This is a genomic window from Mycetohabitans endofungorum (assembly GCF_037477895.1).
Lineage (GTDB): Bacteria > Pseudomonadota > Gammaproteobacteria > Burkholderiales > Burkholderiaceae > Mycetohabitans.
This window is the reverse complement of the sequence record NZ_CP132744.1, coordinates 263777-289976: the sequence shown is the minus strand read 5'-3', so window position 1 is coordinate 289976 and position 26200 is coordinate 263777. Positions and strand designations below refer to the sequence as shown.

The following is a 26200-nucleotide window of genomic DNA, read 5'->3' as shown; positions in this document are numbered from 1 at the left end:
TCATCGTACATCAGGGTTGCCGTTCGCCGAGAATGCGAGGCGCGAGCGATGCTCGCCGTATCAATGCCCTTCGTGTAGATGCTATCGGCCATGGTCCATCTCGGTGCACTGTAGACCGTTCGCGCTCGTGGAGGGCAGTCATCAGGCGTGTACGGATATCAAGCATGTACGAATTCTTGGTCAGTATGCACATATCCGATCGTCGCTTAGAGATATCGGACGACACGTAAATTCTGGACGACGCACGCTTGCCATCGAAAGGAGATTGAAAGCAAAATACACGTCAACCGCCGCTTCGGAACGCCGTACCCGCCATGTCGCTTTGGAATAAAAGGTTGTTGCGTGATCCTTATGCACCGTTAAAAAGCCCCCTGCTCGCGGTCCGTATGCCACGCTGGCGCTCCAGGCTGGTCCTGGCGTTGATGATCGTTGGCTTCGCTGCGTTGGCCGCGCGCGCGTTGTGGGTACAAGTCATCGACCGGGATTTCTATACTGCCCAAGGCCAAAAGCGCTATCAGCTCACGTTGCCGCTGGATGCGACGCGCGGGCGCATCGTCGACCGACATGGCGCATTGCTTGCCGTTAGCGTAGCGACCTACGAGATCTGGGCCACACCCGGGCTGGTCAAGCCGCACACAGTGGCACCACTAGCCAAGCTGCTGGACATGCCGGTGGCCGAACTCGAGCGCCGGCTCGCGCCGCATCGTGGCTTCGTGCTGCTCAAGCGCCAGATCGACGAGGAAACCGCAACCCGCATCGAGACGCTCGGCGGCGCGGGCATCACGCGCGTGGCCAGCGAGAAGCGCGTCTATCCGGAAGGCGAATCGGTCGCGCAAATCGTGGGCTTCACCGACCTGGAGAACAACGGCTTGGAAGGCGTCGAACTAGCGTTGAACGACGCGCTCAAAGGCAATGCTGGCCAACGCGAGGTAGTCCGCGACCGGCTCGGGCGGTTCCTGTACGATGCGCGCCCCGTCACGCCGGCCCGGCATGGCGACACGATCCGGCTGACGATCGACCGCCGTATCCAACAGCTGGCCTATGCGCAGCTCGAAGCCGCGATCAAGCAACACCAAGCCAAGGCGGGCAGCGTCGTGGTGCTCGATGCGCGCGGCGGCGAGATCCTGGCGATGGCAAACTGGCCGACCTTCGATCCAAACGATCGGGCGGCCCGGGTGTCGGGCCAGGTCCGCAACCGCGCCCTGACCGACACGTTCGAGCCGGGCTCGACGATCAAGCCGATGATCGTTGCGCTGGCACTGGATGCGGGCAAGGTACGCCCCGATACGCTGATCGATACGTCCCCCGGCACCTATCGGATCGGGCGCAACGTCATCCACGACACGTCGAACTACGGCATGATCACCGTCGCGCAGGCGATCCAAAAGTCCAGTAACGTCGCCATGGCAAAACTGGCGCTGTCGCTGCCGGCCGAGACGATCTGGTCCAAATACCAAGAATACGGCTTTGGCCACCCGCCTGCCATCACGTTTCCCGGCGCCGCTCCGGGCAAGCTGCGTCCGTACAAACACTGGGTTCCGATCGACCAAGCCACGCATGCGTACGGGTATGGACTGTCGATGTCGCTGATGCAGGTTGCCCAAGCCTACACCGCGTTTGCCGGCGACGGCGTGATAAAGCCGGCCAAGCTGGTGATCAGGGACGAACCGGACACGGCCACCGGCGGCCATCGCGCCGTGACGACACCGGACACGGCGGCATCGATCCGCGCGATGCTGGAGATGGCGGTCGGCCCCGGCGGCACCGCGCGCGCCGCGATGATCGATAGCTACCGCGCCGGCGGCAAAACGGGCACCGTGCGCAAGCTCGCCGGCACCAGCTATGCAAAGGACAAGTATCGCGCACTATTCGTCGGCATGGCGCCGATGAGCGATCCGCGTGTCATCGTCGCGGTGATGATCGATGAACCGGCAGGCCGTTCATTCTATGGCGGCTCGGTCGCCGGACCGGTGTTCGCCGCGGTGACCGGCGAGTCGCTGCAATTGCTCGGCGTGCCGCCGGACGCCACGCCGCTGCTCTCGGGCACATCAAACGACGCCAGCGCTTAGCCGCGCCGCGACGACGCACCAACGATTAGGTCGCGCCGGCGGGGCGCTCGCGCACTCCAACGTTGCGCTAGCACCGCGCAGGTCATCAGTTGGATCTGATGGAATAGCATCAGCGGTAACACGATCGCGCCCAGCGCGTGACCAGCGAAAATTACCTTGGCCATCGGAATACCGGCTGCGAGGCTTTTTTTCGAACCGCAGAAAATAATGGTAATCCGGTCTCCCTCATCAAAGCCAAGCCGTCGGGCGGCAAAGCCGGTGAACAGCAACGCAAGTGCGAGCAACAGCATGCATGAGAACAGCAGTGCGAACAGCGCCGATAGCGGAATCTGGTGCCACAACCCCTGATTGACCGCCTCGCTGAACGCGGTATAGACAACGAGCAGGATCGAGCCCTGGTCGACCAGCTTCAGCACCACGGCATGACGGGCAATCCAGCGGCCAATCCATGGCCGCAGCAGTTGGCCTGTAACGAACGGCACCAGCAGCTGCAGCACGATATTGAATACGGTGTGCCACGACTCGCCACCCGCGGTTTGCTTAGACAGGATCATCCCGGCAATCAACGGCGTGGCGAAAATACCGAGCAGACTGGAAGCGGACGCGCTGCACACCGCGGCCGGCACGTTGCCCTTGGCGATCGACGTGAAGGCGATCGAGGACTGCACTGTCGAAGGCAACGCACACAGGAACAACATGCCGGCATACAGTTCCGGCGTCAACAGCGGCGCGATCAGCGGTCTGAGCGCCAGCCCAAGCAGCGGAAATAGGGCGAACGTGCACAGCATCACGACCAGGTGCAGCCGCCAATGGGTCGCGCCAGCGACGACCGCCTCGCGCGACAGCTTCGCGCCGTGCAGGAAGAACAGCAAACCAACGGCACAATTCGTGAGCCAGTTGAACGCCAGCGCCGCGCCGCCGCGACACGGCAAGAAAGTCGCGATCGCCACCGTCGTGACCAACGCGAGGGTGAAGTTGTCGGGTAGCAGTCTGGATCGGGCCATGGTCATCTCGGCGCCATGCGGCGTCATCGTGTCGGGCATCGCCTGCGGCCCTCTCGGGCCAGGGGCGCGCCCACGTGGAGAAAGTACCTATTGTCGGCGCCCAATTATCTAATAGACAAATTCATTTTTCTCTCCTTTTTATGCAAATTCCTCATAGATTTGGCGCTTGTCCCGTCTGTTACATGCCGTTACAACACGGAAACTCACCTAACATTTTTCGGCTCGACACGCACAGGCTACGTGAATAGATTAGCTCGATAATCGTTGCAATCATCGACTTTCATGCTGCTGCGTGGCGGCCGTACGTTTTCGTTACTGAGCATGTCCGCCGTCGCAATCGGGGCGGTGATCGCGCTCGGGCTAGTTGCCGGGACACTCACGCCGGGCCGTGAGGAGATGCAGCCATTCATTTTGGCGCTGCGGTTACCCGGCTTCACGCCGCAGGATACGCGTCCGGCGGACGGTAACGTCGGGACCTCGGCCCGTCTCCACAACACCGCTTCCGGGGCCCTGCCGGCTGTGGGCGCCGCCGACGCCGGCAGCGCGCATGTTGATCCGCAAGGTCCACGCGCGCTGGCCGGTGCACTGTCCATGCAGGCCGGGACGTTCGGTTCGGCAGCGCAGTGGGTTACGGCAGCGCGCGGGCAAGACGGCAAGATCAAGCTCGGCAGGCCAGCCCAGCCATTCGTCGCACCCGGCGCCGCGCAGCGCGACATGACCGTGCGGATCGGTGCGCCGACACCACAATTGCGTCCACAGAGCCCGATCGTGCCGGTTTCGGTCGATATACGTGTGGCATCCTGGCCCGATATGGATCGCAGCGCGGTGCGCGCCGGCTCACTTCGGGCGGACATCACCCGGTACAATACGGAGCATCGCCATGTGCCGCCGGCACGCCGTGCACCGCCGTATGTTCCGCCCCCTCACGACGCCTGGCCCTACGCACACTGACGCCATTGCCGCAGCGGTAAAATACAATACTGGTCGGCGTGACACCGCGTTTAGCAAGATTGCCATCGCCCTTGAGCGTCGTGCGAGTGTCAGGCGCGAGGGCACTCGGCGATGACTATCTGCTGTCCAAGCGCACCGACTTGTATGCGGCGTACAGGTACGACAAGTTCACTGACCAGTCGACCGTCGGCACGTTCGGCGTGAGCCTATGCAGGCGGTTCTGATCGTGAGTCAACACGGCACGCAACGCACACTTGCCTGCCGTCCTAAAAGCGAACATTATTCCCTGGCACGAACGAATAAAGCGCCGGCCACGGCGTAAGCGCACGCAATCATGGATACGCTGGTCAGCATGAAGGTGTTTCGCCATGTCGTCGAAGCCGGCAGCTTCGCGGCAGCAGCTGAGCGCATGCACCTGTCACCTGCGATGGCCAGCAAACACGTAATGCACCTCGAGGCACACCTAGGCGCACGGTTGCTGAACCGCACCACACGCCGTATCAGCCTCACCGAAGCCGGGCGAGGCTATTACGAGCGGTGCGTGCAGGCGCTCACTGAGCTGGAGGAGGCCGAGCAAGCCGTCAGTGACGCGAGTGTGGTGCCAAAGGGCACGCTGCGGATCAATGCGCTATCGACGTTCGGCAATCGGTACCTGATGCCAGCCATTGCCGAGTACACGCGCCAGCACCCCGGCGTGCAGGTGGACATCACAATGAGCGACCGCGTCGTCGACCTGGTGGAGGAAGGCTACGACCTGGCTATCCGCGGCTCGCACTCGTCCAAACTGCGGACTTCATCATTAATTGCCCGCCAGATCGCCCGCACGTATTTTGTCATCTGCGCGTCGCCTGACTACCTGTGCCGGCAAGGCGTGCCACAGGTGCCGGAGGACCTGCGCGCGCACAACTGCCTGCGTCTGGCCGCCAATGGCGCGCACGCGCGCGAGTGGCCGCTGGGCAACGCCGAAAACGGCGGCGGCGTGGTCACCCGCGGCAATATCGTGGCCGACGACATCGAGGCACTACGCGCCGCAGCCATAGCCGGCGCCGGCATCGCCTATCTGGGCACCGATTGCGTACGCGATGACCTGGAAAACGGCACGCTGGTGCCGCTGCTGCTCGAGCACGTAGGGCCGCGCGAGCTGCCGATCTTCGCGGTTTACCCCAGCCGGCGCCACTTGTCGGCAAAGGTTCGCTCGTTCGTCGACTTCATCGCCGAGCGCTTTGCTGGCGACGCGTACTGGCCGACCCGCGAACACGTGACGATGCTGGCCACACGCGGTGCCGCCACCTGCCAGCAAGCCGGCGGGAACACGACGAGCCGCGCTACAACGCAAGCCTCACGCGGGCGGCTTGGTATTCGTCTTTGAGCCGCGCGACAAGTTCGGCCACGCTTGGAATATCGTCCATCAGGCCAACCCCTTGGCCGGCGCCCCAGATGTCCTTCCATGCCTTAACCTTGCTGCTGCCATCGCCAAAGTTCATCTGACTTTTATCGGACATCGGCAAGTTGTCTGGATCTAAGCCGGCCGCCACGATGCTCTGCCGCATGTAGTTGCCATGCACGCCGGTGAACAAATTCGTGTAGATGATATCCGCCGCGCTGGCCTGTACGATGGCCTGCTTGTACGCGTGCGCTGCATGCGCTTCGCGCGTGGCAATGAAACGCGTGCCAATGTACGCCAAATCCGCACCCATTGCCTGGGCGGCGAGAATGGACGCGCCATTGGCGATCGCCCCGGACAGGACCAGCGGCCCATCGAATAGCTTACGCACTTCACCGACCAGCGCGAACGGCGACAGCGTACCCGCGTGCCCGCCGGCACCGGCCGCGACCAGGACCAAGCCGTCGACGCCCGCCTCCAGCGCTTTTTGCGCATGACGCAGATTGACCACGTCGTGCAGCACAATGCCGCCGTATGAATGGACCGCGTCGATCATCTCCTTGACCGGCGCGCGCAGACTGGTGATGAAGATTGGCACCCGATGGTCGATGCACACGCGCACATCGCGCTCCAGACGGGCATTAGACTGATGCACGATTTGATTGACCGCGATCGGGCCGATCACCGCGTCCGGATGCTCGGCACGGTGCTGCGCCAGCGCCTGCTGGATTTGCGTGAGCCATTCGTCGAGCAATTCCGGCGGCCGCGCATTGAGCGCAGGAAAAGATCCGACGATGCCCGCCTTGCACTGCGCGAGCACCAATTCCGGATAGCTAACGATAAACATCGGCGACGATACAACCGGCAGCGACAAACACTGCAGTAACGGGGGCAAGGCCATGCTGAACGTCTCCTGGAGCCGGGGCGATCGAACGACCGCTCTATTATACGTAGCGGCTAACAGAAATTTACTTTAATGCACGTCCGTTCTTTTAACTGAAGAAGTGTTCGGCTTCGATAAAAATTGCGTGATTCAGACGGACAAAGGAAATAGCGTGCTTCTACAATACGCCCTTCACTGACCGCCCCGAGGGGACCATGACGCGTGCGACCGAATCGATCGCTGGATTTCGCCACGTAAGTGTGCATGTTGTCGACACGGCGATGGGGCGCTCCGACATCGAGATTTTCGCCGCCCTAGGAGGCGACGGGCCGCCGCTGCTGTTGCTGCACGGTCATCCTCAAACGCACATGATCTGGCATCGCGTCGCGCCGCAACTGGCGGAGCGGTTCACCGTGATTGCCGCCGATCTGCGCGGATACGGTGCGTCGTCAAAGCCGGCTGCCGACGATCCGCAACACGTGCTTTATGCCAAGCGGACAATGGCGGCCGACCTCATGCAGTTGATGCACGAGCTTGGCCATGAACACTTCTTCATCTGCGCCCATGATCAGGGCGCGCGCGTCGCACATCGAATGGCGCTGGACTACCCTGGCGCGGTGGAGCGGCTGATGCTGCTGGACATCGCGCCGACGCTGGCGATGTACGAGCAAACCAACCGCCATTTCGCGACGCAGTACTTTCACTGGTTTTTCCTGATCCAACCGGAACCGCTGCCCGAAACGCTGATCGGCGCGGCACCGCACGTCTATATTGAGCGGCTCATGGAGTCGCAGCATGCCGGTCGGGAGGCATTCGCGCCGCACGCGCTGCACGCCTATCGTCAAGCGCTGGCGCAACCCGGCGCCGTGCACGCGATGTGCGAGGACTATCGTGCGTCGGCCGGCATCGACCTGCTGCACGAGCGCGTTGACGTCGAGCGGGGCAGCAAGCTTGCCTGCCCGTTGCGCGTGCTGTGGGGCGAGCTTGGCGTGCTCGCGCAGTGCTTCGATCCTCTGGCGCAATGGCGCCGCGTCGCCCGCGACGTCAGCGGCCGAACGCTGCCGTGCGGCCACTATATTCCGGAGGAGGCGCCGCAAGCGCTATTGGAGGAAATCGATGCTTTTTTCGATTACCGATAAACAGCGTGAAATCGATAATAGAACGACTAGAGCAACTGATTTTTCCATCTACATGAATCATTGCACCACACGCCATTCCATTCACGAAGTGGTATCCTAAAAAACGAAATTTGCGTATCCGTGGCACTCAAATAACGCGGTTAACTTAAATTCATGCCGCCATAATCTGTAGGGAAAATACCAATTCTGCGAGGTTGATACATCGGATAACATCCTTGCGACGCTGATCACGTCGTACGATATTCCGCCGTTCGCCACTCGTGGACGGCTTTTTTCTTTTTTGGCATACCGGATGTTACAGTCAAGCCACTGCATGTTGCGGCCGGCCTGCTCCTGTTGTATCTAATACTACAGCCGTAACTATTCACGGTGGCGCGCAACCACGAGCGCGATAATGAGCCTGCTGCGCTCGCCATTGATGGGTGCGACGCCAGATTGACCATCGCAGAACAGCGTTAATCGAGCTCAATCCCCTCCATAAAAGACGGCATAGCAATCGGCGAATCTCCTGCACGCTCAGCGGCACCCTGCCTTCAGGCGTTTTTTTTACTGCGCGCGCTAAGCGTCACCAGAACAGCATGGGCTAGCAGCGCGAGGGTGATATGGCGATACCAGCCCTGCCATCGGCGCACCTCGTACTGATCCAAACCGCATTCGCCCTTGGCTGCCTCAAAGCTGGTCTCAATTTGCCATCTGCGCCCCGCCACATTAACCAGTGCCTGCTTCGAGGCCTTGCTGCGGGGCGCATAGACGAGGTAATAGGCATGCTCCCGTTTCTCATCGAGGCTGCGCCGTACCAGCAAATAGTGTCCGAAGCGGTGCTCCTCAGCGCTAGTTTGCAAGCGCCACAGCTCAATGAGTGCCCAGTCGTAGAGGCGCTCGCCTTTCGCTCCAGCGCCTGCCGACAAACGTTGCCATGCCCGGGCAGGCACGCTCTGTGCAATGCGCTGCGCACGAACATACGTCGGCCCCTGCCACCATAGCGGTTCATTCTTTGCCACCGCCATTACAAACGGCTGCTTGCGCGATTGTAACCATAGCCTCAACCTGCGATCGCCCCCGTACACCTCATCGCCCGTCACCCACCCACAGGGCACGCCCGCCTCCAGGGCGCGCTCAAGCATCTGTCGAGCCAATTGAGGCTTGGTGGCAAACTTGACCGTCTCAGGAACGCCCGCCGCCGCGCAACGCGCCGGCTCTTCTGTCCAGGCTTTGGGCAGATAAAGCTCTCGATCAATGAAGGCACTGCCCTTCTCGCCGGCATAACAGAGAAACACCCCAACCTGGCTGTTCTCGATGCGCCCCGCGGTGCCACTATACTGACGCTGCACGCCAACCGAGTGCTCGCCCTTCTTGACGAATCCTGTTTCATCCACAATCAGCACGGCATCCGTGGCTCCCAGCTGTTCGACCACATACTGGCGCAGCACGTCACGCACGGCGTGGACATCCCACCTGGCCCGATCAAGCAGATACTGTACGCTGTCTGGTGTCGATTCACCCATCCATTCTGCTAGCTGCCAGCCATTCTTGCGCTCCACCCCACCCAACAGAGCCTTCAAATAGGCCAGTGAGCGCTGTCGCGATTCTGAACGACTGAACTGGCATGCAATCCTTTCGTGCAACGCCACTAGCTCACGCTCCCATCCTTGCACCAGTGTCTTCATCAATCGTGCGCCACATACAATCCCTTCGTAATTTTAATCCATTATAGTTACGACTGTAGTACTAAGCTGGTGTACGCCATGTGCTGCGTGCGCGACTGCACCGGCTGATCGACCGGATCGCGGGGCTGGCGCTAAACTTATTCGGCGTGACCAAGATCCGGCGCGCGCTGTAGCGCGTCGCGCCGCGAGCCGCCGCCGGAGCGACTGTAATGACCACGGCAACCTTCCGTTTCCACGCTGAACTGAACGCGTTCCTGCCGGCAGGACTGCGTCAGCGGACATTCGCCGCATCGTACGCGCGCAATGCGTCGGTCAAGCATACGATCGAGGCGCTGGGCGTGCCGCATACCGAAGTGGGACGGATTGTCATCAATGGTGAGGCGGCCGGCTTCGAGCGACCGCTCGCCGACGGGGACAGCGTGGTCGTGTATCCACCCAGCGAGCGCGCCCCGGTGCCGCTGCGCGGCGCGCTACCCGACCCGTTGCGGTTCCTCGCTGACGCCCACCTAGGCCGGCTCGCGCGCCTGCTGCGCATGGCGGGCTTTGACACGTTGTACGACAATCGCATCGACGATCGCAACGTCGAGCAAATCGCCGCGCAGGAGCGACGCATTGTGCTCACGCGCGACCGAGAATTACTCAAGCGGCGCAGCATCGAGCATGGGTGCTATGTGCACGCACTCGATCCACTCGAACAGCTGCGTGAAGTCGCCGCGCGGCTGTCGCTGCACGCACAGGCACGGCCATTGTGCCTATGCCTGCACTGCAATGCGCCCTTGCGCCGAGTCGATAAAGCTGACGTGCTCGCGCGGGTTCCGCCCAACGTGCGCGAGCGATGCGACCGGTTTGTGACCTGCGACGTATGCGGCAGAATCTACTGGGAAGGCTCGCATTGGAAGCGGATGAGCGAGCTGATGGACGACGTGCTGGGCGGACGAGCTGCTACGGCATCACGGGCCACACCGTAGTCGTGCCTGCCGCGATATCGACACGGCAACAGCGGCCTTCGCAAACATGCAGCCCGAACGCTGTGCGCGCGTCGGCGTCCGATGGCGCACGGCAATGAAGCAGCGCGGTGCCCAGTCGCACCGCCACGCGCGTCTCGCCGTGCGATTCATACACCCGTTCCACCACTGCGGTGTGCTGGCCCTGCTCTGTCATCGAGACGCCGCGCGCATCGACGCGCCACATCAGCCGTGTACCAGCTGGCAGACCGTCGTCGCGCACATCGAGCAACACGCCGCCGATATCTACCTTGCCGCCGGCTACCAGTGTGCCCTCGCCGACGTTGTCGATACCTAGCAACTGCGCCACCTTCAGGCTGGCCGGCCGCTCGAATAGCGCGCGCGTCGGCCCTTGCTGCAACACGCGTCCACGGTCCAGCACAAGAATCTCGTCGGCCAGCAACGCCGCATCCTCTGGATCATGCGTGACGAGCACCGTGATCGCATCGATCTCCCGCTGCAACGTGCGCAACGTCTCGCGCAACGTACGCCGGCGCGGGGTGTCCAGCGCGGAGAACGGCTCGTCTAGCAAGATCACGCGCGCCTTGCGCGCCAATGCGCGCGCCAGTGCCACGCGCTGCCGCTGGCCAAGCGAAAGCTGGGCTGGCAGACGCTGCGCCAGTGGTGCGATCCCCAAATGCAGGCTCCAGTAGCGCGCGGCGTCCGGGTCGGCATCGGCGGCGAACGTAAGCTGTCGCGCAACGCTCATATGCGGAAAAAGACCGTAGTCCTGCGGCACGTAGGCCATGTGCCGCGACTGCGGCGCGCTAGCCGTCAGCACTTCACCATCGACGATTACCGATTGCGTCGCGCCGTGCTGCAGACCGGCGATCATGCGCAGCGTGAGGGACTTGCCGGACCCAGACGCGCCAATGATCGCCAACCGCCGGCTGCGCGCGCTCCATTGAACATCGAGCACGAAATCGCCGAGCGTGCATGTGAAGTGAAACGCAAGCGTGCCACCTGACGAATGACGTGGCACTGGCACGACTTCCCGGGCGAGCGAGCGCAATGGGTCAAGCTCGTCGCCCGGGGCGGCCATGGCGACCGGGCACGATGGCCGCAGACGGACGGTGACCGCCAGCGACAGTGCCAGCGCGATGCCCAACGTCGGCGCGAGTAACGGCAGCATCGCGGGTAGACCCACCGAGCCGAACATCACATACGTATACACCGGCAGCGAGTACGGATGGTAGGCCACCATCATCGTAGCGCCGAACTCGCCGAATGCACGCAGCCACGCGAGCACCATGCCGGCGCGGATGGACGGCCAGGCGATCGGCAGCCAGACGCGCAGCAAGCGCGTGCGCGCGTCATGCCCCAGCGTAGCCGCGACGTCGTCAAGGACCGGATCGACGGAATCGAATGCCGAACGGGCAGCCACAATCAGAAACGGCGCGGACACGAAAGTTTGCGCGAGCACGATGCCCACGAACGAATCAGTTAACCCGCCGCCAGTTAACGTACCGAGCGGACTGTACGGACCGATCAGGAACAACAGGAGCACGCCGCTGGACAGCGGCGGCAACGCCAGGGGCAATTGCACAACAAAGCTGAGCACGCTCGCCCATCTAGAGCGTGAACGCGACAGCAGATAACCGAGCGGGATCCCGGTGAGCGCGATCAGCAGCGTAGCCAGCGTCGCGCTGCCAACCGACACGGTGGTTGCCTTGACAAGCGCCCCGGGCTCGATCGCGCGCCAGTCGGCATGCGCGAGCTGCGGCAGCATGGCAATAAACGGCGCGCACAGATAAAGCGCCAGCAAGGCCGCAAGCCACCTCAGGGGTGTGGCGCGCCGCCGCCCCGCGCCACTGCCACTGCCACTGCCACGTTGCAGCATCATCGCGCCGCGTCGAGCATGGCCTGCACGCGTGCGGGGAGCTGTGTGCGCTCGCCGCCAACACTCGGCACAATCACGTCGATGCCGGCGTCACGCAGTAATGCGCGCGCCTTCGCGCCGAGCAGAAACGTCACGAAGTGCATCGCGCCTTCCTGGTTTGGCGCGTCGTTCAGGATCGTGATCGTATAGCTGGCCTTGACCGCGAGTTCGGCCGGCAATTTCACTGTCGGGATGTGCAACTGCGCCGTCTCGGTCGAATAAAAAAAGCCCACGTCGAGCTGCCCTGACTGCAGGCGGCCCATTAGTGTTTCTTCCGGCAACACCTGTTTCGGATTGTCCGGTGTTCCGAGCATGCGCCGCACCAGGTCAGGCTGCCGATACAGCGACGCGGCGCGAGTCACTGCCTCGAGCGTAAAGGCCCCCTTCGGATCGAGCTTCGGATCCGTGCGCCCAATCCGGATGCCCGGCTGCAGCAACACCTTGTCCCAGCGTTCAGTCTTCAGCGCCGCTGCAAAGCGGCTGTTTGCGTTGTAGCCGAGCAGCAGCGGCGACTCGCCAAAATTCACATACCAGCTAACCCGATTGCCGTTCGCAGCACCGCCCAGGCTCGCATTGACCTTCGGCGTGGCGCTGATGAACACGTCACCGCGCCGCAGCTTACCCTTCAACTCGTTGGCCAACTTGTTTGAGCCGGCGCTATAGCCAGAGAACGTCAGCCCTGACGCCTTTTCGAATGCCGGCCCGATGGAGTGCTCCATCACATGCACCAGCGACCCGGCGTACAACACCCGGACCGTGCCAGCGTCGCCGGCCAGCGCGACACCGGGCGCCGCCGCCACGGCCACCGCCGCCAGCACGAGCGCACTGCGCACAAGCCAAGACAGCGATAGGCACAGCGCTTGGGCGTTCGCCGCGAAACGTTCATCCAACATTGCGTTCCCCGTCTTCGTTGTATTGGGCCATATATTACGCTGTCGGGCGCGTTGACTTTTGCGCGCCGCCGTCCCATGTTGCGGCAGCATTGTCATCCCACACGCACGCTCGGTCAGCTAGACTGCACGAGGGTCCGCACCCAAACTGCCAAGGTATGCGAACGAGTCGCGCTTGCACTAAGAATGCTCGCGCCGCCACTTCACCCATGAAAAATTAGCAACGGCTATTTCCAATTGAGGTACTGATGCGCCTGTCGTTGAGTGTACTGTCCAGCACGAGTTCATCGGGGCAGACGGTTGGCCAGGACGATCGGATGGAATGCAAATGAACGCTCATTGTGCAGCAAAGTCGCAGCGGCGTTGAGTGGCCCACTTCCGACGGGGAACCCAATTACCGCGGCAAATTATGATCAGTATGGCGCAACGTCGTACGGCTCCATCGTGCGCTGAGCGGAGCGCGCGCGCGGCAGGCCTGTTGGTTGCTTCACCTACATGTGCGCGCCGGTGTCGCGCGACAATCAACGAATAGGAGCGTGTCATGACTGAAAATCAACGTCCAGAACCCCCACTGCCACACCAACAGCAAACTACAGTGCCTGGCCACACTGGGGACATGCAACCGCAACCCGACCATGGCGAGCATTCATACCAAGGCTCGGGCCGTCTTGCTGGCAAAGCGTCGATCATTACCGGCGGCGATAGCGGAATCGGACGCGCAGTCGCCATCGCTTTTGCTAGGGAAGGCGCTGACGTGTTGATTGCCTATCTTAATGAGGACGACGATGCGCGCGAGACAGCGCGCTGGGTTGAGCAGGCAGGACGACGCGCCGTGCTCGTGCGCGGCGATGTGGCACAGCGCGAGCACTGCGCGCGGATTGTCCAGCAAGCCGTTGACGCATTCGGCAAAATCGATGTTGTGGTCAATAATGCGGCGTTTCAAATGACGCACGAGTCGCTGGACGAGATCTCAGACGATGAGTGGGACAACACATTCGATACGAACATTGGCGCGATGTTCAGGATCACCCGGTCCGCGCTGCATCATATGAAGGCGGGCGGCGCCATCATCAACACCACATCGATCAATGCCGACCGTCCGAATCCGACGTTGCTGGCGTATGCCGCCACCAAAGGGGCGATCCAAAATTTCACGGCGGGATTGGCACAATTGCTCGCGCAAAAAGGCATTCGAGCAAACTGCGTAGCGCCGGGGCCGATTTGGACCCCTTTGATCCCCGCGACAATGCCGGCGGAAAAGGTCAAGCAATTTGGCACGCAGGTGCCGATGAAACGGCCCGGACAGCCAGCCGAAGTGGCCCCCGTGTATGTGATGCTCGCGTCCGACGAATCGAGCTATGTTTCAGGCGCAACGGTTGCGGTAACGGGTGGCGCACCGATGCTTTAATCATACGTCAGGCAGGCGGCTTGCGCCCAGCACGCTATGCGGTGTGGTTTCGTACTGCGGCGTTGGGCCGCTTGTACGCGCCGGCGTCCTCACTCCCGGTGCCGTGCAGGTGCAGATAAACGAAATCGGCCACAAGGTCCTCGATGCAGGGCCAATGTCCAGCGGCATTCAACACAACCCCAGTAGCATAGCGGCACAGCAGACGAATGGGCAATAGATCGACAAAGCTCCCATGGCGCACGTCGATCGTATGCCTAAGCTTATGGTTATATTTGATTGCCCAATAGGCTGCGTGGTCAGATGGTCATGTCCGCTGGCAAGCTCCGTCGCCGTCATCATGTCCCGGAGCCGCATCGCGAAGAATGCCTCGAAGCGCGCTGCATCGAATTTGAACAAGGGTGGAAACTGCCACAAGATCGGCCCAGCTTGTCATCAAACACTACTCCTGGCGCGGGGTCCCTGCCGGCACCTGAGCGAACCTAAGCCAGCTCGGGATAACCTAGGCCGGCCAATCTGCGCTGACTTGTGCTGCTCTGAGTCAATTTAAGCCAACCTGTGGCAAGCCTGCGCGCACCACCTGTTCCGACGTCAGTCCAACGGCGGCGCGCCCACAGCAATATCAGCCTGCCTTGCCAGGCAGGCTGACCCAGCGCACCAAGGGTCGTTCACGCATTAAGTACGGTCACCGACATCCTTTGACACTTTTGCCTGCAACTGCGCCTTGCGCTGTGCGATACGAGCGCCGAGTTCATCTAGGTCGACGCCCGCTTTGCGCAGCGCAGGGAATAGCACCGATTCTTCCTCGCTGACATGATGCTGGACGTTTTCCGCCAACACCTTGAACGCCGCATCAAAACCATCGTCGCCTGCCCGGGAGGCCCGGAGTTTCTCCATCAACGTCTTGACAAGAAAATGCTCGACATAGGCCTCGTCAACTTCCTTTTGCGGCTGTCCTGACAGCGCGCGATGCGCGGCCGGATACAGGATCTCTTCCTCAATAATCGTATGCATGGCCAACTCGTCGCATGCGCGCGTAACCAGGGTTGCCTTGGCATCAAGGTCGTTATCGGGCGTCTTCTCGAACGTATCGAATAGCCGCTGGACTGCGCGATGGTCCGCCTCCAGCAGCGCAATCGCGTCCTGTTCGGCTGCACGCGCCATATCGACGCCATGAGGTGGCATCGTCGAGGATCGCGTAGATTTTTGGTGTGTTGCAGTAGTGGTCATGTTCGCTCCTATGAAAAAGCCTACTGCATTTAGCAATCAACGCGCCCGCCCTTTGTGTCGCCGGGCCACCGCACGGCACGGCGTGAGCATCGCTCCCGCTTCCCGCCCGAAGCCAACCCCGCACGCGGGCAGCGGGTCGGGCACTGGCGGCCCATACTGCACGCTCATCTTGTGCTCGCAGGTAACGATGTTTTATCGATCGTATGCCTGAACATTGAAGCCGTTCCGCGTCCAAAAGCCGCTGCGGTAACGGCTGGCGAGCCGATACCACATCGGCTTTCGGGACCAGCTGACGGCGACCGAGATCGCACAAGCACTGACTTTTGCGCGCTCGACATGGGGCAATCAGGCTGCATCGGTGAATCGGGCTGCACCGGTACCGATTCGGGACGCCGAGGGCATGCGTTGCGCCATCTCGATGGCCTAAAACCATCCGATCCATGCGAGCGCAGGGCCAGCGCCTGCCGCAGCCACGCGTTGGCACTGAGTTTGCTCAATCTGCGCATACAGCATCTCTTTCAAGGAGGATTGTCATGCCAGAAAGAAAGACTATGGCTCGAGCGCAGGCCGACAAGCGCGCAGGGAAATCGGCCAGCACACAGGCCGGCGAATTCGTCAAGGAAGAGGTTGAGCATGTGCGAGCCGGCAAGCATGGCGTGCGTTCGACCAAGCAAGCCGTGGCAATCGGGTTGTCAAAGGCGCGGCGAGCCGGCATCGACCTGAAACCGCCGAAGAAGGGCACCAGCAGCGAGGCCACCCGCAAAAAAGCGGCCAAAGACAGCGCGGCAAGCCAACACAAGACGACGGGTTCCGCAAGCAAGGAGACCCAGGCTAAGCGCTCGCGCACGACGACTTCCGTACTGCGACGCGAGCATTCAGACGGTGCCACACGCGAGTCGATGTCAAAGCAGGCCAAGTCCGCCGCGGCGAAACGGCCGGCCGCCAGCCGCTCCGCTGCGGCCAAGCGTGCCGCCAGGACCAAGGGCGCGGCAGGCCGCTCCGCCGCCGCCAAGAAGGCTGCCCACACGCGCGCCGCACGTGCACACCATTAAGGGACGGACGCGGGTCCGCGGGGTCGCGCCACGCGATCCCGCGTAGCCGCTTCCCCGCGCAGCCATCCCGGCGTCTGTGCCGTGACTGGCCAACATGGCCCTGCTCTACGCGCCCTCGAAGCCGCTGGCTGATAAGCGGCTGGCCGATAACGAACGAATAATGCTGGTGATCGGCGCAGGAGGCCCGCGAAACTTGAATTATATCGGTACAGCCCGGTACAATCAGCCCAGTTATTGCTTTGGCCGTCGCTAAACGGCCAGCTTTCTCCCCAACCTGCTTGAGCAGGCCGTCAGACTGGAAGGAACCCCGGTTGACGTTTCGGGGCAGAGCCAGCGACAGAGCACTGATGCCTCTTTGAGGCCGTTCTACCGACGAAGCAGGCCGCGGCGGGACGAAGAAGAGCCTGTAAGGAAAGCCATCGAGGAATCGGCGGATCGATGGTGAGTACCGATTCCAATGTACAGATGCGCGGGCGATTGCAGAAGGCGTACGTCCATGCAACGCTCCAAACCTCCGTTTTTTGCCGGGCATGCCGGCAGCTCGCTTCCGTACTTGTCGTCGCTGTACCCTCCCGCCCTGTCGATTGCGCAGGTGGCGGAGATCACCAGCGAAGCGCCGCAAACTACCCGGAATCGCCTCAGCAAAGGCACGTACCCGATAGAATCCGGGAAGGTTGGCCGCAAGCGCGTCTTTCGGCTCATCGATGTTGCGGCGCTTATCGATCAGCAAATTGCTGTTGACCCGTGCAACCCCGCCAACCGACCAGCCCAGCGAGGCCGGCCGACGAAGGCGGAGCAGGTAGCGAAACTGCAAGCGCGGCTAAGCGTCCCCTCATCCGGGTTGGCAGGGGGTACGCGATGAACGTCAAGGTTCGAATCAACCCATCGGCATGGCAAGCGGGGTTCAACGTTGGCCAGGCCGGCCGCCCAATGAGCCCATAACCCCACAACCTTGATCCGTTTTCCTATTTCTCGGGATGGATCGAGGGGGACGCAAAAAGGCAAGGATGCGAATACAGCCAAGGAGGTTCGCTATGACGAGCCTTCAGGCTGCGCGTGTCATCCTGGAGCAATCCGATCGGAGCGCACATAAACTGACGACTGACGTGGTGACCGCCAGCTGGTGCTCCACACACAACGAAGCTGCAGCCAAATTATGCGCCGCCGATAGACGCATACAGCTTCGCCAGGTACAGGCCGAGATCGACTATCTCGCTGGTAAGGTGCCGGCATGGGTGCAAGAGGTGATCGAGGCGCACCTTGCCATTGAGAAGGAGGACGCCAAGAGCGCCGGCTCGCTGGGTTTCATGGCGCGCGCCCTGGTCATCGCTACGATGCCCTACAAAGACCCTAAGGTGGACGTGTTCAAGCGCGAGAACGGCGACTTCCGCTTGCGAATCGTCGCGGATTACGAAGGCGGGATTCCCTTCTGGATCTATCCCCGCTTGCTCATGTCCTGGGTTGCCACCGAGGCCGTGCGAACGCAATCGCCGCTTATCGAGCTGGGCGACTCGCTTTCGGTATTTCTCCGCGACGTGCTGGATATTCGACGCGGCGGCGGCAAGCGCGGTAGTTCTACGCGCGTTGCCGAACAGATGAAGCGCTTGTTTGGCTCCCTCATCACGGTACAGTACACGGGCGACATGCAGCATCGCGGCTTCCAGTTGCACAACGTAACGATTGCCGATCGCCTGGAGCTACACGAACAGGAATTGCGGCTTGAGCTTCCGGAGCTGCCAGCGCCGGTCAACAGCAGCACTCTATGGATTCCTCAGGCGCGGGAACTGGCCGGCACCTGGAAAAGCAAGGTGCGGCTCTCAGAAAGTTTTTTCCGAGAGTGCGTCGATAAACCAGTGCCTATCGACCTACGTGTCTACAAAGCACTGCGGGGCTCACCGCTTGCGATGGATGTGTACACTTGGCTTACCTACCGCATGAGCTATACGCAGCGTCGCAGCCGCCCCATTCGATGGGAGGCCCTTATGGGCCAATTCGGTAGCAACTATGAGACGCATCGTGCCGTACTGGACTTCAAGAAAGCCTTCCTCAAGGCGTTGAAGGCTGTCCAGATTGTCTATCTGCGCGCCAATGTCGAAGTGACCGACAGTGGTGTGATCCTGTTACCGTCCCCGCCTCATGTGCCGCGGCAGCCGGAACTGTTCTGACGGACTCAGCGATTCCGTAATCAGAACTCCAACGCTTAATCACCCCTCCGACCTAGGCAGCGTCACAGCGAAGCGCCCGTGATGATGAACTCTCACGGGCGCTTTCGCCTGTGGATAAGGCTTGTAAACAAGTCGGCTTATCCGTGATGAGCAACTCTCACTGAAACGCTAGCAAAATCCGTTAAGGCCAGCGATGGCGCGGCTTCCCGGAGATTTGTCTCGATTCTCCTGTATCTATTCCTTTATGTCTTTTCCTTTAGATATACTTAGTAGTTTATCACTCGAATTTGTGGGGAAAGTGACATGTTTACCGCAGCAAAGACCGTCTATCTTCCCAGGGCTTACGCTACGCACCCCGTCCCTTCCAATGACCTGATACCGCCCTAGGCCTATGGTGGGATATCTACCAAGGCGGCAACTTCACAACCTGCTCGCGAAGTACGGGCTCGAACTGCGCGAAAAAGGGCGGGGGTTCGCAATCTATGACGTCAACTCAGGCGACACTACGCCAACCAAGGCCAGCGACATGCACGAGGAGCTGGGCAAAACGCGGCTGACTAAACGGCTCGGCCCATTCAAACCTTCGATGTCGACGACCGACGCCGTTCTTACCTACGACAAGTATCGGCCGCTGAAGCATGATCCCAAGATCCGCGAGGAGCGCCGGCAAGAGCACGCCGAAGCCCGACGCGAGCTACGCGCCCGGTACGGCGAGTACAAGAGGGCGTTCGTGTATCGCGACTCGACCCGGACACCGTGCGGCAGCGATCCTTGGACATCCGCGAGGCGGCTCGTCAGAAGCGACGCGAGATCCGAGAAACGGTTCCGGTCGCCGCAGCCCGTAAAGCGCTGTATAGCGTCGTTGCATTCGAGTCTCTGCGGGAGCGCGATCGGCTGCTACGCGAGATCCGCAAAGAGCGTCAGGCGATATTCGCAGACCCAATGAATCGCAGACTGTCATACCGCGAGTGGGTCGAATGGCAGGCGGCCGCTGGCGACGGTGCGGCTATAGGGCAGCTACGCGGCTTCGTCTACAGTGAAAAGCGACGTACGCGAGAGCTGGTGCAAGCCCTCGCCAATGACGAGGCCGACGGCGTCGTGCACATTGATGATGTGGACCCGGTTGCGCGAAACGTCGCCGAGGGACTGTATTTCCGTGTTCGCCGGGACGGCGCGGTTATCTATTGATTGGACGATGGTCGTGACGCTTTCGTTGATCTCGGTCGAGGCATCGACGTACTCGCCAAAGGCGACGGTGACGATATGTCGATTACGACTGCGCTCCGGTTGGCCGCGGAGAAGTACGGGGCACATTCGAGCTCACTGGCAGCGATGAATTCAAGCGACGTGCGATCGACCTGATGGTCAAATATCGAATTGATGTCCGCCTACGAGGCGCCGACCAAGAAGCACTGCGCCGTGCCGCAGCAGCGGCTGCGGCGAGGCACGCGCGCCGGCGAACGCCCAGCCGTCCCAGCAAGCCATGAACCGGTTCGCCGAATTATTGGGGTCGCGTGGACACGAATTGCACTTAGGTCTATAGTAGTCGCAGGTATTACCTTCGCTACGGAGGCCATGTCATGGTTACGGCAACATCTATCAAGATTGATGATGAATTAAAAGGGCGGGTTCAGCACTTGGCCGAGGCTCGTCGGCGCACTCCGCATTGGATCATGCGTGAAGCCATTGAGCAGTATGTCGAGCGCGAGGAAAAGCGTGAGGCGTTGAACCAGGACACGCTCAAGGCATGGGATGAATTTCAGGCGACTGGCCTGCACGCGACCGCCGAGGAAGTGGAAAAGTGGCTCGCGAGCTGGGGAACTGAAAACGAACTGCCTCCGCCAGAATGCCACAAGTAATCTTTGCGCCGGCGGCTATCCGAGATATGCAGCGGCTGCGCGACTTCCTGCGACCGAAGAATCCTGATGCCGCGAGGCGGGCTGGTGAAGCGATTAGACAAGGCGTACAAGCTCTCGGCGCCCACCCTCGAATGGGACGTCTCGTAGAAGGTCTGCCCGAGCAGTATCGAGAGTGGCCCATTGATTTCGGGGATAGTGGTTACGTAGCTCGGTACCGCTTGGATGCCGATGCCGTCACGATCTTGGCTGTCCGACACCAGAAGGAAGCGGGGTATTGATCATGACCAACGACGAGGTGAAGGCGCGGATCAACGTGCTCCACGACGAGGCGGCGGCTATTCTGGCCAAGCGAGGACTGTCGCCCCTGCAGGTTTACCGTCTGATCCTGGAGCAGGTCACGGTTCGGCACGAGCCTACGTTGCGGTTGTTCGCCGATGCTGTAGCGCATGATCAATGGTTCCGGCTAATACATCTGACGATGAAGGCTTGGCGGCTATAATCGCCGGAGCGATTCGCCGCTTGGGTGATCTCTCCAAGCGTCGTGCCCTCAGCGAGTGCGGGGGTCGAGACGAAACCGTTCAGAAGCGCGGTAAGGAAAAAGGGGGCTGCGTTTCATGCCTGCTCTCCCTTCTGGTGCTTCCCGAGCTCGGGATCGAGCACGCTGACAAACCAACCGGGCTCTCGCATGAAGTCGCTAAGGCTGCCGTGCTCTGCTCGGACAGTCGGCGGTTGCGGACCTGCCAGAGGCGAAATTGCACATCCAAGCTGGCCATGAACATCACCGGCAATCCGGCGACAAGCGTGAAGATGCCGAGCACGTTGCCGCGTGAAATTGCATAGGCCGCTATCAAAAGAAAAGCTGTCCCCGTTCCAATGGCAAGCCGTTTTTGAAACCGGAACCGTTTCTCCAACTCCGCAATGCTTGGTGCACCGATTGATCGACTCCGCATCATTTCGTCGAATCCCAGCTCGTGAGCGGTGGTGTCCTCAATCTGCCGTTCAGCGCGAACCTTCTTCTTCGCGCGCTCGTATAGCTCCTTGATGAAGATGACGTTTTCGTCATGCTGCTGTTTGGCTGCCTTGATCGATTCCAGGTTCTTTCAGAACGCGTATGTCGGGATAAAGAGGCGCTTTGCGATCTCGACTCCAGCCGACTTTGCTTGTTGCTTGATATTCCCGACAGGGCTCTCCTGCGACGGCTCTAAAGCGCTCATGAGCGTCTAACGCGAGGATAAGAAGCACTGCTGCCGACGCCAGCCACATCCAGTTGAAAGAGTGGGATAGGAATGCAGCAATCAAACAGGCCGCAAAGCACACGATCCATCCGCGCTTCGTCCATAGCAGTACCGGCGCGGATTCGCTTGCCGTGGCCTTGGAAGTAGCCGGCGTGGTCTTATTGGAGTTTCGCCTCATTGCTGCCCCCCACGGTTCTGCTCAATCCAGGAGAACACCTCATGCTCGTACCAACAAAGCCTGCGACTATGTGGCATCTTGAAAGGCGTGGGGATGAGGTACCGATACCGGTCCTTTGCAGCGAAGGTCCGGATCGTGGCTGGGGTCTTACCGATCAATTCGGCAAGTTGTTCGATAAAAATGACACGCGGAGATCCGCAATCTGCGGCTACCAAGGGGCGCACGTCTACCTTTCACACACGAGAAAAGCGCGTGTGGGGTGTCGTCCCCCACGTGTGAGAGCCCCTTGCAGGTGGCTAGCGGACTGACAAACCGATTCAGCAATGCAACTTCGCGCAGATTGCAGAGCCTGGTCGGTTCCCTACGCTCTCGGGAGCGCAGCCGTTTTCTGAGTTATCCCTTCACTGACTTGACTCAGCGGCACCAGCATCATCACAGCCCCGATTGGGATTCGGTGCTGCGAATTGTGCTGATCAATCTAGAGCAAAGCAGCAGAAAATTCAATATTTCCATTTAAAAACAATAATATACGTAATTACGTACGCATGTATGTATGCGGCGGCCTTGATCGTTACTTCAGTCTCGCTTCACCAAGTCCTCAGTTCGAGGACCGTAGTGCCGCGTGCAGCGCCGGACATCGCGCTCGAAAAGGCATCGAAGAACGACACTCCGGCGTGATGCCATCAATCAGTTCGAAAATTTTGTTGCCACTCGGCTGACTCATCGCCATATCGGCTGCGCCCTATCGCTGCCGTTCGGCGAAATACGATCGTCCGCCAAGCAACAAGATGGCCTTGCTGATCGTCGCGTACATATGTACGTATGTACGCAGCCTCTATCTAAGTCGTTTTGCCAGATCTTCTGCTTTGGGGTGGTAATACCGCATCAGCATCCGCGGATCGCGGTGGCCGGTGATCTTTGCAAGTTCGTGCATAGGGAAAGTAGACGCGAGCCGGGACGTAGCTTCGTGCCGCAAGTCATGGAAACGAAGATCGACTAGATACTTCGTGTCGGGTACCTTGCCTGCGTCTTCGCATTCCTGCTCTTAAATCTTCCGAGCTCGATCTACGGCCCGCTCAAACGCGCGGGTTACAGCGTCTCCTTTGATGGAAAAGACGCGTCGGGCGCCGGCGCGCTGGCCGTCGGAAGCCTTCCGCCACTCTTTCAGCGCCTCGATGGCACGAGGCGAAAGGGGGACATCTCGGGAGCTACCATTCTTAGTGTCGAGAAGGTGAGCAACGTGACGTTTTGCTTGCGGTTTGCGTACGAGCTCGACGGGATTGGAAAGGCTCTCCATTCCCCATTCCTTGCGGGCAATGCTGGAGACGTGCGAGAGAACGGCCAGGCGCCGCAGTACCGTCGCGGGCTTCAAAGGTGGATCTGCCTGCTTCAGCCAGTCGTCGCGTAGCTTGGCCACGTCCGAACTGCGCACTGACGCCATCGATCGTTGTGCGATCGGAGCTGCTTTCCACGTCCGCAGGGAAGAAATTTCTTGTGCTTTCCCTTTCTTCAGCGGCGCAATTTCACGCTCGTACCGATCAAGTACCTCGCACAGGGTTGTCGACTCGGCTTCCGTTCGGCTGACGAACATGCCGCGGTCGATCTCGGACTCGATCTGTCGAGCCCAAGCTTCGGCTTCCGCGCGCGTATTGAACGTCTTGGTCTGTACGGGGTAGCCCTTCCGGCGAACGCGGGCCTGCCACTGAAGATCGCCTCGACGGATGATAGATGCCATTCACTGCTCCTCGAGCTTCGACAGGCCGAGTGGCGCAAAATTGGCGCAATAAATCGAATCTACCAAAGAAAAAGGGCCTAGCCATCGGCTAAACCCTTGATTCTGTTGGTGGAGCGGAGGAGGATCGAACTCCCGACCTTCGCATTGCGAACGCGACGCTCTCCCAGCTGAGCTACCGCCCCACATAAAGCGATAAGTATAGCAGAAATGCAAGCCTCGAAAGCAAGACGTTTCCCCTCCTACTTCCGCGGCGCCCCTGCCAGCACCCAATCCACCAATACCTTCGCATCAGCCTCACTCAACCGAGGTTGCGACGGCATCGGAATCGGTCCCCATACCCCTGCTCCACCCCGCATGACCTTCTTGACCAGCCGCGCGGGCGCCGTCGCATCCGCCTTGTACCGTTGCGCGATCTCAGCAAAGCTGGGCCCGACGAGTTTGCGCTCGATGGCATGACAACCAAAGCAAGCATTCTGCTTCGCCAGGGTCTGCGCGCGCTCGGCATCATACGCATGTGCACCGGTGGACGTCCCCGCCAGCACAACGGCCACGCCCCAACACAACAGTCCCCACTGAACAGACCTAAACCCAACCAACAACCAAACCTCGTGCCGACGCACCTGATTGACGCCACTCATCAATTTGAAGCCTCCGGGTTACCCGGCTTGATCGCCGAGTTGGACACGGGAGCGGGCGGTTGCTGATCAAGCGGTTGCGCGGTCACCCCTGACGGCGGCACCTCGCCCACTGTCGCCCCCGTCGGCTGCTCCACCTCGGGTGCAGAAGCCGCGCTAGCACCGGATGCCGGCGTCGCCACCAGCGACTTCGCATCCTCGGGCTTCACGTACTGAAACAACTTGACGACCTGCTTCACACCGGTCACGCGACTGACGACATCCGCTCCACGATTGCCTTCATCAACCGTCACCAAGCCCATCAAATAAACAATGCCGCGCTCCGTGGTCCATTTGTAATAGTTCGCCGAGATATCCTTGCTGCCAACCAACGCGGCCTGCACCTTACTGCTGATATACGTATCGCTGGTGCGCGAAGAAAACGAGCTCGCGGGCTGCACGGCCAGTTCATTGGCGATACTGCTCACATTAGTGATATCACGCACAATCGACTCGGCCTTTTGCTTCGTGGCTTCATCCGGCACCTCACCGGTCAACAACACGCGACGGTTATAAACCGTTAGGTTGACGTGGGCTGTGTCCGGTAATGCACCGCCGATCCGTTTCAATGCCTTGATTTGGATCTCGCGGTCCTCCGTCTGTGCCCCGAGCGTGCGCCGGTCAACAGCAACCAGCGTACCGCCGGCCGCGCCGCCCAGCAGCAGCAGGCCGCAGCCCTGGAGCGATGAAGCAAGGCCCACGGCCAGGACGGCATGCATAAGCGTTTTGCGAACGCAAGTGGCAGTCATCAACAAGCTCTCCCTGATTTGGTCAGTCTTCTTCCCCGAGCAACATTGCATCGATCCCATCGCACAAGCAGTGGATCGTCAGCAGTTGAAGCTCATGAACCCGCGCATGACGCTGCGCAGGCACGCAAATATGGATGTCGGTATCGGTCAACGATTGGGTCAGCGGCCCGCCGCCGGCCCCAGTCAGCGCGACGACGATCATCTCCCGCTCATGCGCAGCATCGATGGCCGCAACCAGCGCCGGTGCCTCATCGTGCACACCGATCGCAAGCAGTATGTCGTCGCCGTGTCCCAGCGACCGCACCTGGCGCGCGAAGACCTCGTCGTGCGCCTGGGTGCCACCCAACGCTCTCATCGAGTCATCGTTGGCCAGCGCAAGCGCCGGCAACCCCGGACGCTCACGCTCGAAACGGCCGACGAGCGCTGCCGCGAAACGCTGCGCGTCCGATGCGCACACGCCATCCCCGCATGTCAGGATCTTGCCGCCGTTCGCCAGTGTCGCGAACATAGCATCGATCGCCGCGGCAATCGGCACTCCCAGTGCGTCCAATGCAGTCAATTGCAACTCCGCGCTCTCACGGAACTGCCGCTGAATTCTCTCGATCGACATCAATTGCTCATGCTCGTTTCTCGCCCGCGAGTTTACCGCAGTCGCGGATCTTCACTGAAGGCATCGACGACCCACGTCAGTTGGCCTCCCTCGAACGCGACGATGTCAAACCGGCAAGGCGGCACCGCCCGTAGGCGCCCGTCTGCCAGACGCGTAGCCAGGAAAGCCCGGGCGGCGGCCATCAGGCGGTATTGCTTGCGCACATCGACACTGGCGAGTGCTCCACCATAATCGGGGCGATTGCGAGCACGGACCTCAACAAATACGATCGTCCCATCGGTGGTCCGCATAACAAGGTCAATCTCCCCGCGCCGATAACGTACGTTGCGCGCTACTAGCGCCAACCCGTGGCAGCTCAAATGGCGCAGCGCATGCGACTCGAAAACACGACCGACCCGCTTCGACATCGGCCGGCGCGAAAAGTTGTCTAACGCCCTT

Annotated in this window: 27 protein-coding genes, 1 tRNA gene and 1 pseudogene; 15 read left to right on the top strand and 14 right to left on the bottom strand. The window is 60.8% G+C overall.

Annotation, left to right across the window (positions count from 1 at the left end; genetic code table 11):
• Window positions 1-314 precede the first annotated feature (314 nt).
• Window positions 315-2069, top strand: a complete 1755-nt coding sequence (locus tag RA167_RS01210) for a peptidoglycan D,D-transpeptidase FtsI family protein (RefSeq protein ID WP_076785962.1) — start codon at window positions 315-317, stop codon at window positions 2067-2069.
• On the opposite strand, the gene RA167_RS01205 is transcribed toward RA167_RS01210, so the two are convergent.
• Window positions 2066-3073, bottom strand: coding sequence for a bile acid:sodium symporter family protein (locus RA167_RS01205; RefSeq protein WP_076787596.1), 1008 nt, complete (start codon window positions 3071-3073; stop codon window positions 2066-2068). The genes RA167_RS01210 and RA167_RS01205 overlap by 4 nt on opposite strands.
• Window positions 3074-3337: 264 nt before the next feature.
• Between RA167_RS01205 and RA167_RS01200 the strand changes: the two genes are divergently transcribed.
• The 3 genes from RA167_RS01200 to RA167_RS01190 all read left to right on the top strand — a co-directional run bounded on the left by RA167_RS01200 (window position 3338) and on the right by RA167_RS01190 (window position 5393).
• On the top strand, window positions 3338-4024 hold the full coding sequence (locus RA167_RS01200) for a hypothetical protein (protein WP_237574375.1): 687 nt from the start codon (window positions 3338-3340) through the stop codon (window positions 4022-4024).
• 71 nt (window positions 4025-4095) lie between these two features.
• Entirely contained in the window at window positions 4096-4248 is a 153-nt protein-coding gene (locus RA167_RS01195) for a hypothetical protein (RefSeq protein WP_175972423.1), read from the top strand.
• Window positions 4249-4358: 110 nt separating this feature from the next.
• On the top strand, window positions 4359-5393 hold the full coding sequence (locus RA167_RS01190) for a LysR family transcriptional regulator (protein ID WP_076785960.1): 1035 nt from the start codon (window positions 4359-4361) through the stop codon (window positions 5391-5393).
• On the opposite strand, the gene RA167_RS01185 is transcribed toward RA167_RS01190, so the two are convergent.
• The gene (locus RA167_RS01185; RefSeq protein WP_076785959.1) at window positions 5350-6309 is read right to left on the bottom strand and encodes an NAD(P)H-dependent flavin oxidoreductase; all 960 of its coding nucleotides are present in this window, start codon (window positions 6307-6309) and stop codon (window positions 5350-5352) included. The genes RA167_RS01190 and RA167_RS01185 overlap by 44 nt on opposite strands.
• Window positions 6310-6572: 263 nt before the next feature.
• Between RA167_RS01185 and RA167_RS01180 the strand changes: the two genes are divergently transcribed.
• The gene (locus tag RA167_RS01180) at window positions 6573-7430 is read left to right on the top strand and encodes an alpha/beta fold hydrolase (protein WP_076787593.1); all 858 of its coding nucleotides are present in this window, start codon (window positions 6573-6575) and stop codon (window positions 7428-7430) included.
• A gap of 533 nt (window positions 7431-7963) precedes the next feature.
• On the opposite strand, the gene RA167_RS01175 is transcribed toward RA167_RS01180, so the two are convergent.
• Window positions 7964-9097: an IS701 family transposase gene (locus tag RA167_RS01175; protein ID WP_076785958.1), complete on the bottom strand. Its 1134-nt coding sequence runs from the start codon at window positions 9095-9097 to the stop codon at window positions 7964-7966.
• A 209-nt stretch (window positions 9098-9306) separates the two neighbouring features.
• On the opposite strand from RA167_RS01175, the gene RA167_RS01170 reads away from it, so the two are divergent.
• The gene (locus RA167_RS01170) at window positions 9307-10065 is read left to right on the top strand and encodes a Mut7-C RNAse domain-containing protein (protein ID WP_076785957.1); all 759 of its coding nucleotides are present in this window, start codon (window positions 9307-9309) and stop codon (window positions 10063-10065) included.
• Here the strand turns inward: RA167_RS01170 and RA167_RS01165 are convergent.
• Both RA167_RS01165 and RA167_RS01160 read right to left on the bottom strand, forming a co-directional pair.
• The gene (locus RA167_RS01165; RefSeq protein ID WP_076785956.1) at window positions 10040-11944 is read right to left on the bottom strand and encodes an ATP-binding cassette domain-containing protein; all 1905 of its coding nucleotides are present in this window, start codon (window positions 11942-11944) and stop codon (window positions 10040-10042) included. The genes RA167_RS01170 and RA167_RS01165 overlap by 26 nt on opposite strands.
• Complete coding sequence (locus RA167_RS01160) at window positions 11941-12873, bottom strand: extracellular solute-binding protein (RefSeq protein ID WP_139337044.1); 933 nt, start codon at window positions 12871-12873, stop codon at window positions 11941-11943. The genes RA167_RS01165 and RA167_RS01160 overlap by 4 nt, the downstream gene beginning before the upstream one ends.
• Window positions 12874-13411: 538 nt before the next feature.
• Between RA167_RS01160 and RA167_RS01155 the strand changes: the two genes are divergently transcribed.
• On the top strand, window positions 13412-14278 hold the full coding sequence (locus tag RA167_RS01155) for an SDR family oxidoreductase (protein ID WP_076785955.1): 867 nt from the start codon (window positions 13412-13414) through the stop codon (window positions 14276-14278).
• Window positions 14279-14312: 34 nt separating this feature from the next.
• Here RA167_RS01155 and RA167_RS15570 read toward each other — a convergent pair whose 3' ends face one another.
• A complete protein-coding gene (locus RA167_RS15570) occupies window positions 14313-14525 on the bottom strand; it encodes a hypothetical protein (protein ID WP_353647132.1) in 213 nt (70 codons plus the stop codon).
• A gap of 425 nt (window positions 14526-14950) precedes the next feature.
• On the bottom strand, window positions 14951-15460 hold the full coding sequence (locus RA167_RS01150) for a hemerythrin domain-containing protein (RefSeq protein WP_076796501.1): 510 nt from the start codon (window positions 15458-15460) through the stop codon (window positions 14951-14953).
• Between the two features lie 578 nt (window positions 15461-16038).
• On the opposite strand from RA167_RS01150, the gene RA167_RS01145 reads away from it, so the two are divergent.
• From RA167_RS01145 to RA167_RS01120, 8 genes are all read left to right on the top strand, one after another.
• Entirely contained in the window at window positions 16039-16557 is a 519-nt protein-coding gene (locus tag RA167_RS01145; RefSeq protein ID WP_076785953.1) for a DUF6496 domain-containing protein, read from the top strand.
• A 1034-nt stretch (window positions 16558-17591) separates the two neighbouring features.
• Entirely contained in the window at window positions 17592-18722 is a 1131-nt protein-coding gene (locus RA167_RS01140) for a replication protein RepA (protein ID WP_175972422.1), read from the top strand.
• A gap of 391 nt (window positions 18723-19113) precedes the next feature.
• Entirely contained in the window at window positions 19114-19668 is a 555-nt protein-coding gene (locus RA167_RS15565; protein WP_422393155.1) for a hypothetical protein, read from the top strand.
• Window positions 19665-19910 carry a hypothetical protein gene (locus RA167_RS01135; RefSeq protein WP_235091357.1) on the top strand — a complete coding sequence of 82 codons (246 nt, stop codon included), beginning with the start codon at window positions 19665-19667 and terminating at the stop codon, window positions 19908-19910. Before RA167_RS15565 ends, RA167_RS01135 begins: the two co-directional genes overlap by 4 nt.
• 173 nt (window positions 19911-20083) lie before the next feature.
• Entirely contained in the window at window positions 20084-20209 is a 126-nt protein-coding gene (locus tag RA167_RS15560) for a hypothetical protein (protein WP_353647129.1), read from the top strand.
• Window positions 20210-20302: 93 nt separating this feature from the next.
• A complete protein-coding gene (locus RA167_RS01130) occupies window positions 20303-20581 on the top strand; it encodes a CopG family ribbon-helix-helix protein (RefSeq protein WP_076785951.1) in 279 nt (92 codons plus the stop codon).
• The gene (locus RA167_RS01125) at window positions 20569-20859 is read left to right on the top strand and encodes a type II toxin-antitoxin system RelE/ParE family toxin (protein WP_076785950.1); all 291 of its coding nucleotides are present in this window, start codon (window positions 20569-20571) and stop codon (window positions 20857-20859) included. The genes RA167_RS01130 and RA167_RS01125 overlap by 13 nt, the downstream gene beginning before the upstream one ends.
• Window positions 20860-20861: 2 nt before the next feature.
• Window positions 20862-21080, top strand: a complete 219-nt coding sequence (locus RA167_RS01120) for a hypothetical protein (RefSeq protein ID WP_237574377.1) — start codon at window positions 20862-20864, stop codon at window positions 21078-21080.
• A gap of 79 nt (window positions 21081-21159) precedes the next feature.
• On the opposite strand, the gene RA167_RS01115 is transcribed toward RA167_RS01120, so the two are convergent.
• The 7 genes and pseudogenes from RA167_RS01115 to RA167_RS01085 form a co-directional block, all read right to left on the bottom strand.
• A complete protein-coding gene (locus RA167_RS01115) occupies window positions 21160-21492 on the bottom strand; it encodes a hypothetical protein (protein ID WP_235091359.1) in 333 nt (110 codons plus the stop codon).
• A 1337-nt stretch (window positions 21493-22829) separates the two neighbouring features.
• A pseudogene (locus RA167_RS01110) lies at window positions 22830-23729 on the bottom strand (tyrosine-type recombinase/integrase).
• 106 nt (window positions 23730-23835) lie between these two features.
• A tRNA-Ala gene (locus RA167_RS01105) sits at window positions 23836-23911 on the bottom strand.
• A gap of 57 nt (window positions 23912-23968) precedes the next feature.
• The gene (locus tag RA167_RS01100) at window positions 23969-24367 is read right to left on the bottom strand and encodes a c-type cytochrome (protein WP_083706006.1); all 399 of its coding nucleotides are present in this window, start codon (window positions 24365-24367) and stop codon (window positions 23969-23971) included.
• The gene (locus RA167_RS01095) at window positions 24367-25152 is read right to left on the bottom strand and encodes a BON domain-containing protein (protein WP_076787585.1); all 786 of its coding nucleotides are present in this window, start codon (window positions 25150-25152) and stop codon (window positions 24367-24369) included. The genes RA167_RS01100 and RA167_RS01095 overlap by 1 nt, the downstream gene beginning before the upstream one ends.
• A gap of 22 nt (window positions 25153-25174) precedes the next feature.
• Window positions 25175-25762, bottom strand: coding sequence for an SIS domain-containing protein (locus RA167_RS01090; protein ID WP_076785948.1), 588 nt, complete (start codon window positions 25760-25762; stop codon window positions 25175-25177).
• 32 nt (window positions 25763-25794) lie between these two features.
• Window positions 25795-26169: a YraN family protein gene (locus RA167_RS01085; protein ID WP_076787580.1), complete on the bottom strand. Its 375-nt coding sequence runs from the start codon at window positions 26167-26169 to the stop codon at window positions 25795-25797.
• Window positions 26170-26200: the final 31 nt, after the last annotated feature.

What these genes read in the sequence shown, in the direction of transcription:
- RA167_RS01095 (WP_076787585.1), bottom strand. Translation starts at nt 25,152, where the DNA reads ATGACTGCCACTTGCGTTCGCAAAACGCTTATGCATGCCGTCCTGGCC.
- RA167_RS01125 (WP_076785950.1), top strand. Translation starts at nt 20,569, where the DNA reads ATGCCACAAGTAATCTTTGCGCCGGCGGCTATCCGAGATATGCAGCGG.
- RA167_RS01140 (WP_175972422.1), top strand. Translation starts at nt 17,592, where the DNA reads ATGACGAGCCTTCAGGCTGCGCGTGTCATCCTGGAGCAATCCGATCGG.
- RA167_RS01170 (WP_076785957.1), top strand. Translation starts at nt 9,307, where the DNA reads ATGACCACGGCAACCTTCCGTTTCCACGCTGAACTGAACGCGTTCCTG.
- RA167_RS01120 (WP_237574377.1), top strand. Translation starts at nt 20,862, where the DNA reads ATGACCAACGACGAGGTGAAGGCGCGGATCAACGTGCTCCACGACGAG.
- RA167_RS01205 (WP_076787596.1), bottom strand. Translation starts at nt 3,073, where the DNA reads ATGGCCCGATCCAGACTGCTACCCGACAACTTCACCCTCGCGTTGGTC.
- RA167_RS01175 (WP_076785958.1), bottom strand. Translation starts at nt 9,097, where the DNA reads ATGAAGACACTGGTGCAAGGATGGGAGCGTGAGCTAGTGGCGTTGCAC.
- RA167_RS01135 (WP_235091357.1), top strand. Translation starts at nt 19,665, where the DNA reads ATGAATCGCAGACTGTCATACCGCGAGTGGGTCGAATGGCAGGCGGCC.
- RA167_RS01145 (WP_076785953.1), top strand. Translation starts at nt 16,039, where the DNA reads ATGCCAGAAAGAAAGACTATGGCTCGAGCGCAGGCCGACAAGCGCGCA.
- RA167_RS01160 (WP_139337044.1), bottom strand. Translation starts at nt 12,873, where the DNA reads ATGTTGGATGAACGTTTCGCGGCGAACGCCCAAGCGCTGTGCCTATCG.
- RA167_RS01085 (WP_076787580.1), bottom strand. Translation starts at nt 26,169, where the DNA reads ATGTCGAAGCGGGTCGGTCGTGTTTTCGAGTCGCATGCGCTGCGCCAT.
- RA167_RS01100 (WP_083706006.1), bottom strand. Translation starts at nt 24,367, where the DNA reads ATGAGTGGCGTCAATCAGGTGCGTCGGCACGAGGTTTGGTTGTTGGTT.
- RA167_RS15565 (WP_422393155.1), top strand. Translation starts at nt 19,114, where the DNA reads ATGGTGGGATATCTACCAAGGCGGCAACTTCACAACCTGCTCGCGAAG.
- RA167_RS01185 (WP_076785959.1), bottom strand. Translation starts at nt 6,309, where the DNA reads ATGGCCTTGCCCCCGTTACTGCAGTGTTTGTCGCTGCCGGTTGTATCG.
- RA167_RS01210 (WP_076785962.1), top strand. Translation starts at nt 315, where the DNA reads ATGTCGCTTTGGAATAAAAGGTTGTTGCGTGATCCTTATGCACCGTTA.
- RA167_RS01130 (WP_076785951.1), top strand. Translation starts at nt 20,303, where the DNA reads ATGGTTACGGCAACATCTATCAAGATTGATGATGAATTAAAAGGGCGG.
- RA167_RS01180 (WP_076787593.1), top strand. Translation starts at nt 6,573, where the DNA reads ATGGGGCGCTCCGACATCGAGATTTTCGCCGCCCTAGGAGGCGACGGG.
- RA167_RS01090 (WP_076785948.1), bottom strand. Translation starts at nt 25,762, where the DNA reads ATGTCGATCGAGAGAATTCAGCGGCAGTTCCGTGAGAGCGCGGAGTTG.
- RA167_RS01150 (WP_076796501.1), bottom strand. Translation starts at nt 15,460, where the DNA reads ATGCCACCTCATGGCGTCGATATGGCGCGTGCAGCCGAACAGGACGCG.
- RA167_RS15560 (WP_353647129.1), top strand. Translation starts at nt 20,084, where the DNA reads ATGGTCAAATATCGAATTGATGTCCGCCTACGAGGCGCCGACCAAGAA.
- RA167_RS01155 (WP_076785955.1), top strand. Translation starts at nt 13,412, where the DNA reads ATGACTGAAAATCAACGTCCAGAACCCCCACTGCCACACCAACAGCAA.
- RA167_RS01165 (WP_076785956.1), bottom strand. Translation starts at nt 11,944, where the DNA reads ATGATGCTGCAACGTGGCAGTGGCAGTGGCAGTGGCGCGGGGCGGCGG.
- RA167_RS01190 (WP_076785960.1), top strand. Translation starts at nt 4,359, where the DNA reads ATGGATACGCTGGTCAGCATGAAGGTGTTTCGCCATGTCGTCGAAGCC.